The sequence below is a fragment of the Vreelandella rituensis genome (genome assembly GCF_003336665.1).
In the GTDB taxonomy this organism is placed as follows: Bacteria; Pseudomonadota; Gammaproteobacteria; order Pseudomonadales; family Halomonadaceae; genus Vreelandella; species Vreelandella rituensis.
The window spans coordinates 1-14,338 of the sequence record NZ_QPIJ01000032.1; the positions used below are offsets into that span (position 1 = coordinate 1).

Sequence of the window (14,338 nt, forward strand, 5' to 3'; positions counted from 1 at the left end):
TTGCTGCTAAGGCAAAACCGCGCAAGACCATTGCAAGACGACGTAAGAAGCACCTGGAGAGTGATCTTCCCCTGGTGGGCGAACGGCCATCAGGTAAAAAATCAGAACGCCGAGAGGACGGCCTGGCCAGTTTGGCAGCCTCCCACGTCTCGACGGTCGAGACGTCTGGAATAAGCCCCGAGACCTCGGGCAGTCTTCATTTGCCTCACGTTGAGGCAGCGCCGCTTTCTACAACAAAGGTCGACCCGTCAGGGTAGACTGGAAACCTCCTTGCTTTAGCTGGAGGTAGTTCATAAGACGCTAAGTAAGACAGGCGTTACTCGAAACAGCCGGCATCTTGATGATGCCGGCTGTTTTTGTATGCTTGAGTGGTTTTTGTTAGCGTAGTCGTCAAACAGCTGCCATCCTGAGAAATGCATTGAAATGCTATCATCACCATGAGTAACTCTCTGCGTGATTAATCAAAGGAGGAGTAATTATGCCGCATACACTTCCCGAATTACCCTACGCTTACGACGCGCTTGAACCGCACATTGATGCGATGACCATGGAAATTCACCATTCGCGCCATCACCAGACGTATGTCGACAAGCTCAATACCGCGCTTGAAGGCACTGGCCTGGAAAATGTAGCGGTGGAAGAGTTGATGGCGAACGTCGACCGCGTTCCAGAAAGCAAGCGCCAGGCGGTCATCAACAATGGCGGCGGCCATGTCAACCATTCCATGTTCTGGCAAATGATGTCTCCCCAGGGCGGCGGTGAGCCCAAGGGTGAGGTTGCCCAGGCGATCGACAATGAGTTGGGTGGCTTTGACGCCTTTAAGGAAGAGTTCAAACAAGCCGCACTGGGCCGCTTCGGTAGTGGTTGGGCCTGGCTGAGCGTGACCCCGCAAGAGAAACTGGTGGTGGAAAATACCCTAAACCAGGACACTCCCTTGATGCATGGCAATACGCCGATTCTGGGTCTGGATGTGTGGGAGCACGCCTACTACCTCAAGTACCAGAACAAGCGCCCCGATTACGTGGAAGCTTTTTTCAATGTGATCAACTGGGATGATGTCGAGCGTCGTTATCAGCAAGCTCCCTGATAACCCCCCTCGCTTGATTGCTGATAAAAGCCACGTCTTTACAGGGCGTGGCTTTTTTATGCGTGCGCCAGGCATGATGTGCAGCATCTGACTGGCGCTGTTCCCGAAGGTGGACTGGAGTTAATGATAAGTATTGTCATTTGTTGTTTTGTTGTTACTCTACCCGCTTGCTAGAAATGAATGCCAATCATTCCTGTTTTCCTTTTGATGGAAATGTCTCAGCCCTGAGATTGATAATCTGGGGTGTGGCCCGGGTTATTAATGTGGCTTATTAACATGGGTTATTGATATGCGCTTTTGGAGAAATTCCTCGCGGGCCAGGCGGTTGCTGCCTTTCTGTGGAGTGTTATTAGGCATGCTGTGGGTATTGCCGTTAGCCGCGCAAGAAGAATCAATCACCGGTGAAGCGTTGGATGCCCAGCAAACTCAAGCCGCTCTGCAAGTACGTATTGATGCGGCCGATGAGACCACGCGTGAAATGCTTGAGGAACTTCGTCGCCTTGAAAATGATACGCAGCAACTGGAGCGGCAAAATTCCCAGCTGGCGGCTCGGTTGGTAGCGCAGGCACAACGCCAGCAGCAGCGTGAAACGGCGCTTTCCACTCTGGAGCAAACGCGTCAGGCACTGCCGGGGTTCGAACGTGATATCGCCGCCCAGTTGGAACGTTGGGTGGAACAGGATCTACCCTTCTTGCAGGATCAGCGTCTTGCGCGTGCGGCGAGTTTACAGCCGGACGACGCAGCAACCTTTTCAAGTGTCGAGCGCATCGAACGCTTGCTTGAAGCATGGCGAACCGAACTCGAGTATGGCCGTGAAGTGGACGCCTGGCGTGGGCGGCTTGTTAGTGAAGAAGGCGACGCGCGGGAGGTGGACTACCTGAGAATCGGCCGGGTGGGATTGTATTATCTTACCCCGAGCGGCCGTCAAGGTGGCGTGTGGCAGGCCGAATCCGGCCGTTGGGAGGCGCTGAGCGACGCACAGCGTAGTCAGGTACGCCAAGGGTTGCGGCTGGCACGCGATCAACGTGCGCCTGAGCTTCTGACGCTGCCGATCTCTCAGCCCCTGACTGCCTCGGAGGCTTCCACATGACGATTGGACAACGCCTGAAAGCATTGACCCTCGCCACCTTGATCATGCTGACAGTGAGCACCGTTCAGGCCGACTCGTTAACCACCTTGCATGAAGCTCGAGAAGCCGCACAAGCCCGGGATGACGCTCGCTTGAGTACGCTGCTGGAAGATCGAGACGCCTTGCAAGCCGCCCTGGACGATGCCCGGGAAGCACATCGACAAGCTCTCCAGAAACAGCAAGCCCTGGCGGCTCAACAAGCGCAACAACAGGCGCTGGAACAGGAGTTGGACGCCCTCCAGCAAGAAGAGCAAGGGGCGGATTTCGATCGTATTCTGTCCGTCCTGTCCCAGCACAGTTCCGAGCTTCGCGATGACCTGAACGATAGCTGGATCACGCTCGACGAAACTTCCTTGCCTCCACGGCTGGATGAAAACGAGGTGCTGGAAAGTCGGCACATCGAGCAAGTGATCGACAGTCTGATGGCGTTGACTGCGGAAACCGCCAGGGTGGTGCGCCTTGAGGCCGAGGTAGCGGATGCCGACGGGGTGATCTCGCAACGAGAGATCATCCGGTTGGGTGACTTTGCCGCTTTCACCGAAGGCGACTTGTTGCAGCGGGGCAAGGGGGAGGGAACACTCTCCGTAGTGCTTCGCACGCCACCGGAAGTGGCTGAAACCTTGGCTGCCTTTCATGCCGGTGAGAGCCGCACTCTGGCAATCGACCCTACCCAGGGCCAAGTGATAGCGGCCATGGCCCAACAGCCGAGTTTGCTGGAGCGGTTTCATCAAGGTGGGGCAGTCGGTTATGTGGTCGTGACGCTAGGCGTCTTCGGGTTGTTGGTGGCCTTGTCTCAGTACGCTTACCTTATCGGCGTCACTCTCAAGGTGCGCCGTCAACGCCGGCAGCTGGATGCACTGAGCGATAACAATCCACTCGGGCGCGTCCTGTTGCGCTTTCGAGCCATGGACAGTCGTCAGGCGCCCGAGGCACTCGAGGCTCGCCTGGATGAAGCTGTGCTGGCAGAACTGCCGCGCCTGGAGCGGGGTCAGCCCATCGTCAAGCTGCTAGCGGCCGTGGCGCCGCTGTTGGGGCTGTTAGGCACGGTCACCGGCATGATCGTCACCTTTCAGGCGATCACCGTGTTCGGTACCGGGGATCCGCAAATGATGGCGGGCGGTATCAGTCAGGCCTTGGTGACGACCGTGCTGGGCCTGGTGACCGCAGTGCCCTTGTTGTTCGCCCAGACGGCGCTTTCCGGGCGTAGCCGGTATCTGTCCAATGTGGTGGAAGGCCAGGCCAGTGCCACGCTAGCCGAGCATTTGGAGGCGCGTTTGCCACACCAACCTCGAACGGTGAACGAAAATGCAAAAGTTAACGCAATGGCTTGAGCCGCTGGAACGTTTGCTAGATGCCGGAGGCTGGGTATTGGTGGTGTTGGCGGTGGTCGCGGTGGTGTTGTTTGCCATGGCGTTCGAGCGCTGGTGGTACTACCGCGTGACCTGGCGCCTGGCGCGTCGCTCCCTGCTCAAGCGCTGGACGGCACGTGAGGAGCACCGTAGCTGGAGCGCCGGGATACTTCGCCAGGTATGGGCCGATGAATTGATCATGCGCTTGCGTCGCCCCTTGCCATGGCTGAAGTTATTGGTCGCCCTGTGCCCGTTGTTGGGTCTGTTGGGGACGGTCACCGGCATGATCGTGGTGTTCGATAGTCTGGCGCTGAGCGATACCCATCAGGCTCGGGCCATGGCCGACGGCGTGGCGCGGGCAACCTTGCCTACCCTGACCGGAATGGCCGTGGCCGTGGTGGGGTTGCTGTTCATCAGCCGATTGGAACATGTCATCCGGCGAGAGGATCAACGCCTTCACGACCGCTTGGCACGCGCTGTGGAGGATGCTCATGCGTAAACGTCGCACGAGTGTGAACAATGACGAAAGCAATGAAATCAACCTGACACCCATGCTGGATGTGGTGTTCATCATGCTGATATTTTTCATCGTCACCACTAGCTTCATCAAGGAAAGCGGTATCGATATTCAGCGTCCCGAGTCCAGTGCCGCCACGCCTCGCCCGGATGCTCAGGTATTGGTGGCGATTACCCCGGAAGGAGCGGTCTGGGTGGATGGGCAGCCGATAGACATGCACCGGCTGGGCGGAGCGGTTGCCGAGCTGGTCAGCGACGATGGCTCAGTGGTGATACAGGCGGATCGTGATGCCACCACAGGAATGTTGATTGAAGTAATGGATCGGCTGCGTGAGGCAGGCGTCGACCAGATTGCCGTCGCGGCTAGCCGGAGCGCCTCATGACGCGGGTGCTTTTTTCGTTGCTGGGTGGAGCAGGCTTGGCACTGGTGCTGTTCTGGTTGCTGGCGCTACTGGTGTCGCCTCCAGAAAAACCGCTCGAAGAACCGGAAGTTCCGATGAGCATGACAATGGTGGAAGCGCCCGAGGCAGTGGAGGAGGTGACGCAGGAGACCGCCGAACCGGTTGCCCAGCCTCAGACTCTGCAGGAAACGGCGCCGCCATCTCCAGCACCTGAACCCTTACCCGAGATCGACAGCTCCATCACCATGCCGGAACCTGAGCTGCCACCGGAGGAGATGGTGCTTGCTGAACTGGATAGCAGCTTGCCCGAGCTATCCGAAATAGAACCCCAGCCTGAACCGGCGCCTGAGCCTCGGCTGGAACCCCAGCCTGAGCCTGAACCCGTGCCTCGGCCGGAACCCGAGCCCACGCCTAAACCCGCGCCGGCAGCCCAATCGCAGCCGGTAGAGGCCTCAACAAGCCCAATAGCCGCTTCAAACGAGGCGGAAAGCACCTGGATAGCCCAAACAGCCAGTCAGGAACCTGTGGAGGTGGGCTCGCCTACCCCTTTGAACCAGGTCCCGCCGGAGTATCCTTCCCGTGCGCAACGCCGGGGCCTGGAGGGCCATGTGGAACTTGAGTTCCTGATTCGCCGGGACGGCAGTGTCGAGCCATCGTCCATTAAAGTGGTGGGTGCCCAGCCGCGCAAGGTCTTCGACCAGGCAGCGCGCAAGGCGGTAGCGTCCTGGCAGTTCGAAGTCGCTTCCCAGGTGCGTCGGGCGCGCCAGCGTGTCGAATTCCAGCTGAGGTGAGAACATGAGAAGGTGGTGGCAAAGATTATTCGTTTAGCGAAAGTGCCAGCTCAGTCCATACCGGGGCATGATCCGAAGGCTTTTCCATGGCACGCAGCTCATAATCGATCCCGGCATCGCTGACACATTCCGCCAAGGGCTGCGTCACCAGAATATAATCGATCCGCAGGCCGCGCTTGGGGTCACGCTCGAAGGCTCGGGAGCGATAGTTGAACCAGCTGAAGCGGTCGTCTACCTTGGGATAACAGACACGGTAGCTATCCACCAGGCCCCAGTCCTTGAGCGTTTGTAGCCATTCACGCTCGATGGGTTGAAAGCTGGTCTTGCCTTCGCGCAGCCAGCGCTTGCGATTAGCTTCCCCGATACCGATGTCGATATCCTCCGGCGAGACATTGAAGTCTCCCATCACCGCCAAGCGCTCATCAGGTGCGTGTTGCTGGGTAAGCAAGCGTGCAAGCTGTGCGTAAAAATGCTGCTTGTTGGGAAACTTGGTGGGGTGGTCGACATTTTCCCCTTGGGGGAAATAGCCATTCCATACGGTCAGCGCCTGGCCATCATCACAACGCAGACGCACACCGATCATGCGGCGCTGGGCGCCGTCCTGGTCATCGGGAAAGCCGTGAAACACTTGCTCGGGTTCCTGGCGACACAGGATAGCCACCCCGTAATGGCCTTTTTGGCCATGGAAGAAGACGTGGTAACCCATCGCCTCCAGCGTTTCGTGGGGAAACTCACTGTCCTGCACCTTGGTTTCCTGCAGGCCGATCACGTCCGGCTGGTGCTGGTCGATCACCGCTTGCAACTGGTGAAACCTGGCGCGCAAGCCGTTGATGTTGAATGACACCAGACGCATCAGTCATTATCTCCCTTGTCGTGTGAAGACTGAGCGTCGCCTGAGGGGTGAATGCTGATCGACTGGCCGGATTGCTGACGCTCCTGCTTGCGCACCGCTTGCAGTTTGCGCTGCTGCTGTTTCTTGGCGACAAACCGCCGAGAAGGGGTCACTTGATCGGGGTTGTCGTGGCGCCACTTCTTGTAATCCTTGCGCCGTCCGGTACGAATGGTCACCTTGTCGGCGATTGAACGGGTCTTTTTCTTACGCGTCATGTCGCGCTCCTTTCCGAATATGGTGCTTATACTAACAGTCCTGTCGGCTCCTTCGACAGCTGAACGCGCCCTTGGCGCCAAGGGCTGGTACAATAACTTTTTCTTGAAGCCCAACATCCACTGCAACGGATAGATAAATAGCCTATGAGCGAGTCGGAACAGACCACAGCATCGGCCCAGAATCGCAAGCCCAAGCGCCGCCGGCGGAAACCGCGTCGCCGCCAGTCAAACTGGGATCTCCGGCAGTTCCAGGTGCCGGCCGTGGCCGGCAAGTGGCGCTTTCATGACTTTGATCTGCCACTGCCCCTGATGCGTGCCATTCATGCCCAGGGCTTTGAGTATTGTACGCCGATACAAGCGGAAGCCCTGCGTCAGACCCTCCTGGGTGGCGATATCGTGGGCAAGGCGCAGACAGGTACCGGCAAGACGGCTGCTTTTCTGATTTCCCTGATGGCCTATTTCCTGGAAGAGCCGGCACCCGAGGGCCAGAAACCCGGCGCTCCGCGCGCCTTGATCATTGCACCGACGCGAGAGCTGGCGCTGCAGATCGAAAAGGATGCCAAGGCGTTGGCCCGCTTCACCTCGCTGAGCGTATCAAGCGTCGTGGGTGGCATGGATTATCAGAAACAACGCGACGGGCTGGGCAAGAAAGTCGATATTCTGGTGGCGACACCGGGGCGCTTGCTGGACTTTCACCAGAAGCGAGACATCGACCTTTCCGAGCTGGAAGTGCTGGTGCTGGATGAGGCCGATCGAATGTTGTCGATGGGCTTCATTCCTGATGTCAAACGTATTATCCGCTATACACCCAAGAAGGAAGAGCGCCAGACGTTCTTGTTTTCCGCCACTTTCACCGACGATATTCTCGAGCTGGCCAGCCAGTGGACGCAGAATCCTGCGCATGTCGAGATTGAGAATACGGTAGAAAATCAGGCGGACATCGACCAGCGTGTCTATCTGGTGTCGGATGACGACAAGCAACGCCTGTTGATCAATCTTCTTGAACAGGAAAACTTCGAGCGGGTCATGGTGTTCGGTAACCGGCGCGACCTGGTACGCAAGCTTGACGAGGCCCTGAAAAAAGCCGGGATCAATGCAGCGATGCTTTCCGGCGATGTGCCGCAGAATCAGCGCATCAAGACCCTGGAAAGTTTCCGTGAAGGCGAACTCCAAGTGCTGGTGGCAACGGATGTAGCCGGGCGTGGCATTCACATCGAAGATGTCAGCCATGTGATCAACTACACCTTGCCGGAAGATCCGGAAGATTACGTCCATCGTATCGGGCGTACCGGACGCGCCGGCGCTAAGGGTGTCTCGATCAGCTTCGTCGGCGAAGAAGATGCGTTTTCGTTACCCGAAATCGAACGTTATCTGAATGCCAAGTTGCCTTGTGAACATCCGCCGGAAGGGCTCTTGTAAGCCACATGCTGGACAAGACGCTCAAAGACGAAATCCAGACGGCCTATCGTCAGGTAGTGGAACGACTGGACCTGACACCGCGTTACGGGCAACGGCTGATGATCGCCGAAATTGCCCGTACGCTGGGGGGCATTCAAAGCAATGATGACGGCAAACGCACCAACGACACCCATATATGCGTCCTGGAAGCGGGAACGGGCACTGGCAAGACCCTAGCCTATCTGCTGGCAGCGTTGCCGATCGCCAAGGCGCGTGGTAAGCGGCTAGTGATTTCCACCGCCACCGTGGCGCTTCAGGAGCAGGTGCTCAATCAGGACCTGCCTTCGCTGGCAGAGCACAGCGGCATTGCGTTTCGCTACGCCCTAGCCAAAGGGCGTGGGCGTTATGTGTGCGTTGCCCGTCTGGATCAGGCGTTGGATGGTGTGGAACCCAATCCGACGCTGTCGCTTTTCGAGCAATCACTGCAGGAACAGAGCGCCGACTTTACCGGGCTGGCGACGCGCATGGGTGAAGCTTACGGCCAGGGTGAGTGGGAAGGCGATCGAGATACGTGGCGCGAAACCATCGACGACCAGCACTGGCGTCGTTTGACCGTGGACCATCGTCAGTGCACCGGGCGTCGTTGCGGTCATTTCGCTGCCTGCGCATTTTTTCGTGCCCGTCGTGAACTGGAAAATGCCGATATCATCGTGGCCAACCATGACTTGGTACTGGCGGACCTTGCCCTGGGTGGCGGGGCGATACTCCCCGATCCGGCGGATTGTCTGTATGTGTTCGATGAGGGGCATCATCTGCCGGACAAGGCGCTTTCGCACTTTGCCTATCGCTTTGCGGTGAATGGCTGCTTGCGCTGGTTGCAGACCTTGAAAAGCAGCTTGACCGATCTCAATCAGGCCTTGGCGGTACAACCGACGATCGCGCGCCTGCTGGCGGGCTTTCCCGACTTGTTTCACGCCCTGGAGCCGGCCCTGGGAGATGTCTTCAGTAGCGGTCATCAGTTGACGCAGCGCCCTAACGGCTTGTCCGAAGGGGAGACCACCTGGCAGCAACGCTTCACCAAGGGGGAAATTCCCGACGGCCTTCATGAACAGGCAACGCAGCTGGTGGTGATGTTTGCCCAGCTATCGCGCAACCTTGAAAGTATCAGCGACATACTGCGTGAAAGCCTGGACCCGGATAAAACCACGGGGCTCGATCGGGAGCAAGCCGATGATTGGTTGCCATTGATTGCACTGGTACATGGGCGGGCGGTGGATGCCCATGCTCTCTGGCAGGCCTACAGCGAGCGTGACCCCGAGAACGAGCCGCCGCGGGCACGCTGGCTGACTCTGACCCGTGTCAATGGCGAAGCCGAATTGCAGTTTTCCGCAAGCCCGGTGTCGGCGGCGCACACGCTGGCCAAGAATCTCTGGGGGCGTTGTTATGGCGCCGTGGTCACTTCGGCCACCTTGACCGCCTTGGGGCGCTTCGAGCGGATTCAGGAGCGTGCCGGACTGGCGGGGCGCTACCGTTACCAGTCATTGCCCAGCCCCTTCGATTACTCGAATGCGGTGTTGAGCATTCCGGCCGACGCCATGGACCCTGGCGATCGCGAGGCCCACGAGCAGGCTATCGTGAGCTTCGTGTCCAAGCTCGGGGAGAGTGAGGCGGTGCTGGTGCTGTTTTCGTCGCGCGCGCAGTTGCGTGCGGTGGAAAAAGCCTTGCCCGAGTCACTCAAGGCGCGGGTGCTGGCTCAAGATGCACTGCCCAAACGTGAACTCATCGAGCGTCATCGTGCCGCTGTGGATCGCAGTGAGGGAAGTATCATCTTCGGCTTGGCGAGTTTTGCCGAGGGGATAGATTTGCCGGGCGAATACCTGACTCATGTGGTGATTACCCGGTTACCCTTCGCGGTGCCGGATGACCCGGTGGGGGCGACGCTGGCGGAGTGGATCGAGAGTCAGGGCGGTAATCCTTTCATGCGCATCAGTGTGCCTGATGCCTCGATCAAGCTGGTGCAGGCATGTGGCCGACTGATTCGCAAGGAAACCGACATCGGGCGCATCACCTTGCTCGACCGGCGCGTGTTGACACGCCGCTACGGCCAGGCGTTGCTGGATGCGTTACCGCCGTTTCGGCGTGAGATCGGTACCTGAAAGCCTGACCGGCACATGAAGCCGCGAAGAGTGTTTCCCTGCGATTGCCATGACCTTCAGCGCCCGCACGGGGCGGGCGCTGAAGGTCATCAATAGCCACTTATTCAAGAACGCCGTTCAGGCCGGTTGAGAGGCCTCAGGGGTACGACGCTTGGCCAGAACCGGCGCCAGTTTGTCATTCATGCGCTTGAACGAGTCGACGGTGGTGTCCCAGTCGATGCAGGCATCGGTAATCGAGACGCCGTAAGTCAGTTGGCTCAAGTCTTCGGGCACCTTCTGGTTGCCCCAGCCGATGTTGGATTCCACCATCAAACCGATGATCGAAGTATTGCCTTCGAGGATCTGGTTAGTGACGTTTTCCAGCACCAATGGCTGCAAGCCGGCATCCTTGTTGGAATTGGCATGCGAGCAGTCGATCATGATGTTGGCGGAAATCTTGGCTTTTTTAAGCTCTTGCTCGGCCAATGCGACACTGACGCTGTCATAGTTGGGCTTGCCGTTGCCGCCACGCAGGACCACATGGCCGTAAGCATTGCCGCGTGTACGAATGATGGCTACCTGACCTGATTGGTTGATACCCAGGAAATTGTGCGGATGAGCCACGGATTGCAGGGCATTGATGGCCACATCCAGGCTGCCGTCGGTACCGTTCTTGAATCCTACCGGACAGGAAAGGCCGGAGGCCATCTCGCGGTGGGTCTGGGATTCGGTGGTGCGTGCCCCGACCGCCGACCAGCTGATGCAGTCCTGCATGTACTGTGGAGAAATGGGGTCAAGCGCTTCCGTTGCTAATGGCAAGCCCATTTCCGACAGATCGACCAATAGCTTGCGGGCGATATGCAACCCTTCCTCGATTTCAAACGAATCATTGAGATGGGGATCGTTGATCAGGCCCTTCCAGCCGACGGTGGTGCGTGGCTTCTCAAAATAGACGCGCATCACGATGTACAGGCTGTCCTTGACCTCATCGGCCAGGCGACGCAGACGGCGGGCGTAATCGAGGGCGGCCTCGACATCGTGAATCGAACAGGGGCCGACCACCACGAGAAGGCGAGGATCTTTGCCATCGAGTATGTTCTGTATGGTATTGCGTCCTTCGATCACGGCATGCTCGGCGGAATCGGTCAGGGGTACGGCTTCCTTGAGGGCTTCCGGCGTAATGAGCACATCCTGTGCGAGAACGTTAAGGTTGTTGACCTGCTGTTGGGACATCTTGCTACCTGTAGGCTTGCGCGAGTGGCGATTAAAGGCCCTACTATGGCGCGCTCGGGTGGTAAAAATCAATTCTCACCACACTATTGAATAATAGCCACGGTAGAATAATAACGGCAGGCGGATAGCGAGGAGAGGTCGCCATCTGGCACACAGAAAGCCACCTTGCGCTTGATGAGTTGTCGGGAACACGTAACACTTGTAGATATTTTTACTATTAGCGGCTTGTCGTTACACCGCATTTTTCATTTGGTAAGTCTTGTCGCATTGCTATGCGCTTGAAGTTCAATTATCGCTTTGTTACCCACTGGATGCCCAAGGGACACTATGCTGCATGCTGCAATTGCCCATATTTCAGGGCCAAAAGGAACATTGTCCGACGCCCAGCGTCGAGCTGAAGGGAGCGCGTGAATGAGCACTCGGGAAACGGACCAACAGCTTGTCGAACGTGCTCAACAAGGTGATACCCGCGCTTTTGATTTATTGGTGAAAAAATACCAGCACAAAATCATCGGCCTGATCGGACGTTATGTGCATGACCACTCCGAGGTTCAGGATGTCGCTCAGGAGGCGTTTATCAAGGCATACCGTGCCTTGGGGAACTTCCGCTCCGAAAGTGCGTTTTATACCTGGATGTACCGTATCGCTATCAATACCGCGAAGAATTACCTGGTATCCAGGGGGCGCCGTCCACCGGGCAGTGACCTGGATATCGTGGATGCTGAAATACTCGATCAGAGTGGCCGTCTGGCCGACCCTGAGTCGCCGGAGTTGGCAATGGCGCGCGATCAGCTGGAAGCGGCGGTTTTCGATGCCATCGAAAAACTACCCGAAGATCTGCGCACAGCCATCACGCTGCGTGAACTCGATGGCTTGGCTTACGAAGATATCGCCCAGATCATGCAGTGCCCGGTGGGGACGGTCCGATCCCGCATCTTTCGGGCCCGAGAGGCGGTCGATGAACACATCAGGCCGTGGATATCCACCGCCCGTAACAGTCGCGAACCTTGACTGGCCCAAAACGGGTGATAAATTGCGCCAGATCACATAATGCGGCTGTTTTTGATCGATATGCTGAACTGTCCGGCGCGCATGGCGTCAGAGCGATATGAGTCAGCCCGCACAGTAGTCGGGTTGTTGTTGACGCGACAAAGGCATTGGCCTTATCGAGTGTGAGGGTGTGAAGTATGAGTCATGACACACGGGAATCGCTTTCCGCCTTGATGGATAATGAAGGTGATGAGCTAGAGTTGCGGCGGGTGCTGAAAGCATTGCCGAGCGATACAGACGCCGCGGATACCTGGCGACGCTACCATCTGGCACGCAGCCTGATGCAGCGAGAACATGGCGTGGATGTTTCCACCGACCTCTCCGCCGGCATCATGGCGCGTTTGCAAGACGAGCCTGTTCCGGCCGCACAAGTGCCGACGCAGACGGGCCATCGAGTTTCCTTTGTTCGAGGTGCCGGTGTTGCTGCGGCGGTCTCGTTGATGGTGTTAACCGGTGTGCAGTTCTATGGGGGAGGTGGGCAGGAAGAGGGCGACAACGTAGTGGCTTCTTCGCCACAGTCTCCTTCCTTGCCCTCGGGGGACACCGAACGCCAGGTGCGGCCTGTGAACCTGGGTGCTGCTTCCGGGGCGCAATCCGCCGGCATGGCAAGCAATGTGCCCATGTTCGAGCAGACCCCCTTCCGTGTGAGTGGGCAAGCAGGTCGCAGCGGCTTGATGAATGTTACCGAGAGTGGTTTTTCCGCTCCTCAGGCGCCTCAAGGTCTATCGCGTCGACAGGCTGAACAGAGTGACATCGAGCAGATCAGGCTGCTGCAATCCTACCTTGACCGCCATGCGCAAGGCGCCGCTTATGGTAGCGGTGACAGCTGGATGCCCCTGCTGCGTGCTTCCTCGTCAAGCATCGAGCCACAGAGTCAGCGTTGATGATTTTTATGGCAAACCGTGCTTCTCTTGTTTGGCCACAATAAAAGCCGCACCAGAAAGAAAGGAGAAAGCCGGATGAGAACGCGCTTGGTGAGAACCGTGCTGGCGGGAATTGCCGCCTTTGTCATGGTATCTCAGGGGGTCGCTGCCCAAGAGGCCGAGCAAGAATTTGATTGCGAAACGCTACGCGAGATGGAAAAAGCGACAACTGAAGAGCAGTGGCTTGAACGTACTTTATGGGCGAGTCATTGCTATGTCTTCCAGGCGCGAGCGGTCAATATCAGCGATATAGGAGTGAGAACACTAGCGCTTTCACATCAGATCCAAGACGGATTGCAGCAGCAGGTCGTGCAGTTTCTGGATGGTCCCTCGGTCAATTTCGAACGCCAGGGACGCGTGGGCCTCGTCCGCTGGGCCAATGATTCGGATGATAGTGTCAACGCTTCTCCCACGGGTCTTGTCCATCATATCAACGATCACTACCGGCTCTCCCTGATGGGAGAGGAGCGCATTGCCGGGCGTCAGGCCGTCCGTCTGGATATCACGCCTCAGGATGATTTGCGCTTCGCGCATCGTTGGTGGCTGGATAAGAAGAGTGGCCTTGTGTTGAAGCAAGTGCTGGTGGATCGCCAGAACCGCTTACTGGAAACCTTTCAAATAACCCAGCTTCAGTCCCCTCGCCTTTATGAAGGGAAGGTGAAACTGGATAAACCGCGAACGAAGTCGGAGCGTTCATGGCGCCCTCAGTGGTTGCCCCCGGGTTTCGTCGCTCAGCCGGTGAATACGCACTCTGATCCTGACGCCCTGCTAAGGCACCAGGTATTCAGCGATGGCTTGGCAGCTATAAGCATCTTCGTTGAACCGCTTGCCGAGCAGAGTGCTCTCGCACCTGGGCGTCATCGTCTGGGGGTTTCCATTGCCATCGTGCATCAGCGCGAATTTCAAGGTGATGTCTGGCAGTTGGTGGTGTTAGGAGAGGTGCCGGCTCCTGTGCTGGAGCGTGTGGCGCAATCCATCGAATTATCCGAATCAGTGACTGCCCCGTCAACTACTCGGGGCTAAAGCCTCCGAGCTTGTGACACCACAAGTTCGCTAGGTTGACCAGGGGAAGCGGTAACCAACCCGCTACGTGTCACATAGGGTAAAAACCCACTCCGGCGTGCTTCCTCAGCGCCGGACACTGGAACGACCCATCATGCTGGCGTAGGAGTAAGCGTCGAAGGTGGCAAGACGGCACTAAGCCAATCCGGTGTGACAC

Annotated in this window: 15 protein-coding genes; 12 read left to right on the forward strand and 3 right to left on the reverse strand. The window is 57.7% G+C overall.

Translation table 11 applies throughout. The features are described from left to right. From DU506_RS21955 to DU506_RS13025, 7 genes are all read left to right on the forward strand, one after another. Positions 1 to 257, forward strand: a 257-nt coding sequence (locus tag DU506_RS21955; RefSeq protein ID WP_220254372.1) for a hypothetical protein, incomplete at its 5' end; no start/stop codon positions are given. Positions 258 to 478: 221 nt separating this feature from the next. Then, positions 479 to 1,087: a superoxide dismutase gene (locus DU506_RS13000; RefSeq protein ID WP_114487339.1), complete on the forward strand. Its 609-nt coding sequence runs from the start codon at positions 479 to 481 to the stop codon at positions 1,085 to 1,087. A 355-nt stretch (positions 1,088 to 1,442) separates the two neighbouring features. Next, a complete protein-coding gene (locus DU506_RS13005; RefSeq protein ID WP_114487340.1) occupies positions 1,443 to 2,177 on the forward strand; it encodes a DUF3450 domain-containing protein in 735 nt (244 codons plus the stop codon). After that, positions 2,174 to 3,547, forward strand: coding sequence for a MotA/TolQ/ExbB proton channel family protein (locus DU506_RS13010; RefSeq protein WP_114487341.1), 1,374 nt, complete (start codon positions 2,174 to 2,176; stop codon positions 3,545 to 3,547). Before DU506_RS13005 ends, DU506_RS13010 begins: the two co-directional genes overlap by 4 nt. Continuing rightward, positions 3,522 to 4,064 (forward strand): MotA/TolQ/ExbB proton channel family protein, encoded by a 543-nt coding sequence (locus DU506_RS13015; RefSeq protein WP_114487342.1) that lies wholly within the window; start codon positions 3,522 to 3,524, stop codon positions 4,062 to 4,064. Before DU506_RS13010 ends, DU506_RS13015 begins: the two co-directional genes overlap by 26 nt. Beyond that, a complete protein-coding gene (locus DU506_RS13020; protein ID WP_114487343.1) occupies positions 4,057 to 4,464 on the forward strand; it encodes an ExbD/TolR family protein in 408 nt (135 codons plus the stop codon). The genes DU506_RS13015 and DU506_RS13020 overlap by 8 nt, the downstream gene beginning before the upstream one ends. Next, complete coding sequence (locus DU506_RS13025) at positions 4,461 to 5,273, forward strand: energy transducer TonB (protein WP_114487344.1); 813 nt, start codon at positions 4,461 to 4,463, stop codon at positions 5,271 to 5,273. Before DU506_RS13020 ends, DU506_RS13025 begins: the two co-directional genes overlap by 4 nt. A gap of 25 nt (positions 5,274 to 5,298) precedes the next feature. Here the strand turns inward: DU506_RS13025 and xthA are convergent, their stop codons facing one another. Continuing rightward, positions 5,299 to 6,126: an exodeoxyribonuclease III gene (gene xthA, locus DU506_RS13030; RefSeq protein ID WP_114487345.1), complete on the reverse strand. Its 828-nt coding sequence runs from the start codon at positions 6,124 to 6,126 to the stop codon at positions 5,299 to 5,301. Then, entirely contained in the window at positions 6,126 to 6,380 is a 255-nt protein-coding gene (locus DU506_RS13035) for a hypothetical protein (protein WP_114487346.1), read from the reverse strand. The genes xthA and DU506_RS13035 overlap by 1 nt, the downstream gene beginning before the upstream one ends. A gap of 144 nt (positions 6,381 to 6,524) precedes the next feature. Between DU506_RS13035 and rhlB the strand changes: the two genes are divergently transcribed. Then, positions 6,525 to 7,799 carry an ATP-dependent RNA helicase RhlB gene (gene rhlB, locus DU506_RS13040; RefSeq protein ID WP_114487347.1) on the forward strand — a complete coding sequence of 425 codons (1,275 nt, stop codon included), beginning with the start codon at positions 6,525 to 6,527 and terminating at the stop codon, positions 7,797 to 7,799. A gap of 5 nt (positions 7,800 to 7,804) precedes the next feature. After that, complete coding sequence (gene dinG / locus DU506_RS13045) at positions 7,805 to 9,934, forward strand: ATP-dependent DNA helicase DinG (protein ID WP_114487348.1); 2,130 nt, start codon at positions 7,805 to 7,807, stop codon at positions 9,932 to 9,934. 117 nt (positions 9,935 to 10,051) lie between these two features. Here the strand turns inward: dinG and DU506_RS13050 are convergent, their stop codons facing one another. Further along, positions 10,052 to 11,146, reverse strand: a complete 1,095-nt coding sequence (locus tag DU506_RS13050) for a 3-deoxy-7-phosphoheptulonate synthase (RefSeq protein ID WP_114487349.1) — start codon at positions 11,144 to 11,146, stop codon at positions 10,052 to 10,054. Positions 11,147 to 11,557: 411 nt separating this feature from the next. Here DU506_RS13050 and rpoE point away from each other — a divergent pair, with 411 nt between their 5' ends. The 3 genes from rpoE (at position 11,558) to DU506_RS13065 (ending at position 14,142) form a co-directional block, all read left to right on the forward strand. Next, positions 11,558 to 12,157, forward strand: coding sequence for an RNA polymerase sigma factor RpoE (rpoE, locus tag DU506_RS13055; protein ID WP_114487350.1), 600 nt, complete (start codon positions 11,558 to 11,560; stop codon positions 12,155 to 12,157). 176 nt (positions 12,158 to 12,333) lie between these two features. After that, positions 12,334 to 13,080 carry a sigma-E factor negative regulatory protein gene (locus DU506_RS13060; RefSeq protein WP_114487351.1) on the forward strand — a complete coding sequence of 249 codons (747 nt, stop codon included), beginning with the start codon at positions 12,334 to 12,336 and terminating at the stop codon, positions 13,078 to 13,080. 75 nt (positions 13,081 to 13,155) lie between these two features. Next, positions 13,156 to 14,142 carry a MucB/RseB C-terminal domain-containing protein gene (locus tag DU506_RS13065; RefSeq protein WP_114487352.1) on the forward strand — a complete coding sequence of 329 codons (987 nt, stop codon included), beginning with the start codon at positions 13,156 to 13,158 and terminating at the stop codon, positions 14,140 to 14,142. Positions 14,143 to 14,338: the final 196 nt, after the last annotated feature.

Excerpts from the sequence above, each read along its gene's own strand:
- dinG (WP_114487348.1), top strand. The coding sequence starts at position 7,805 with ATGCTGGACAAGACGCTCAAAGACGAAATCCAGACGGCCTATCGTCAG.
- DU506_RS13035 (WP_114487346.1), bottom strand. The coding sequence starts at position 6,380 with ATGACGCGTAAGAAAAAGACCCGTTCAATCGCCGACAAGGTGACCATT.
- rhlB (WP_114487347.1), top strand. The coding sequence starts at position 6,525 with ATGAGCGAGTCGGAACAGACCACAGCATCGGCCCAGAATCGCAAGCCC.
- DU506_RS13020 (WP_114487343.1), top strand. The coding sequence starts at position 4,057 with ATGCGTAAACGTCGCACGAGTGTGAACAATGACGAAAGCAATGAAATC.
- DU506_RS13015 (WP_114487342.1), top strand. The coding sequence starts at position 3,522 with ATGCAAAAGTTAACGCAATGGCTTGAGCCGCTGGAACGTTTGCTAGAT.
- DU506_RS13060 (WP_114487351.1), top strand. The coding sequence starts at position 12,334 with ATGAGTCATGACACACGGGAATCGCTTTCCGCCTTGATGGATAATGAA.
- DU506_RS13025 (WP_114487344.1), top strand. The coding sequence starts at position 4,461 with ATGACGCGGGTGCTTTTTTCGTTGCTGGGTGGAGCAGGCTTGGCACTG.
- DU506_RS13065 (WP_114487352.1), top strand. The coding sequence starts at position 13,156 with ATGAGAACGCGCTTGGTGAGAACCGTGCTGGCGGGAATTGCCGCCTTT.
- DU506_RS13005 (WP_114487340.1), top strand. The coding sequence starts at position 1,443 with ATGCTGTGGGTATTGCCGTTAGCCGCGCAAGAAGAATCAATCACCGGT.
- xthA (WP_114487345.1), bottom strand. The coding sequence starts at position 6,126 with ATGCGTCTGGTGTCATTCAACATCAACGGCTTGCGCGCCAGGTTTCAC.
- rpoE (WP_114487350.1), top strand. The coding sequence starts at position 11,558 with ATGAGCACTCGGGAAACGGACCAACAGCTTGTCGAACGTGCTCAACAA.
- DU506_RS13050 (WP_114487349.1), bottom strand. The coding sequence starts at position 11,146 with ATGTCCCAACAGCAGGTCAACAACCTTAACGTTCTCGCACAGGATGTG.
- DU506_RS13000 (WP_114487339.1), top strand. The coding sequence starts at position 479 with ATGCCGCATACACTTCCCGAATTACCCTACGCTTACGACGCGCTTGAA.
- DU506_RS13010 (WP_114487341.1), top strand. The coding sequence starts at position 2,174 with ATGACGATTGGACAACGCCTGAAAGCATTGACCCTCGCCACCTTGATC.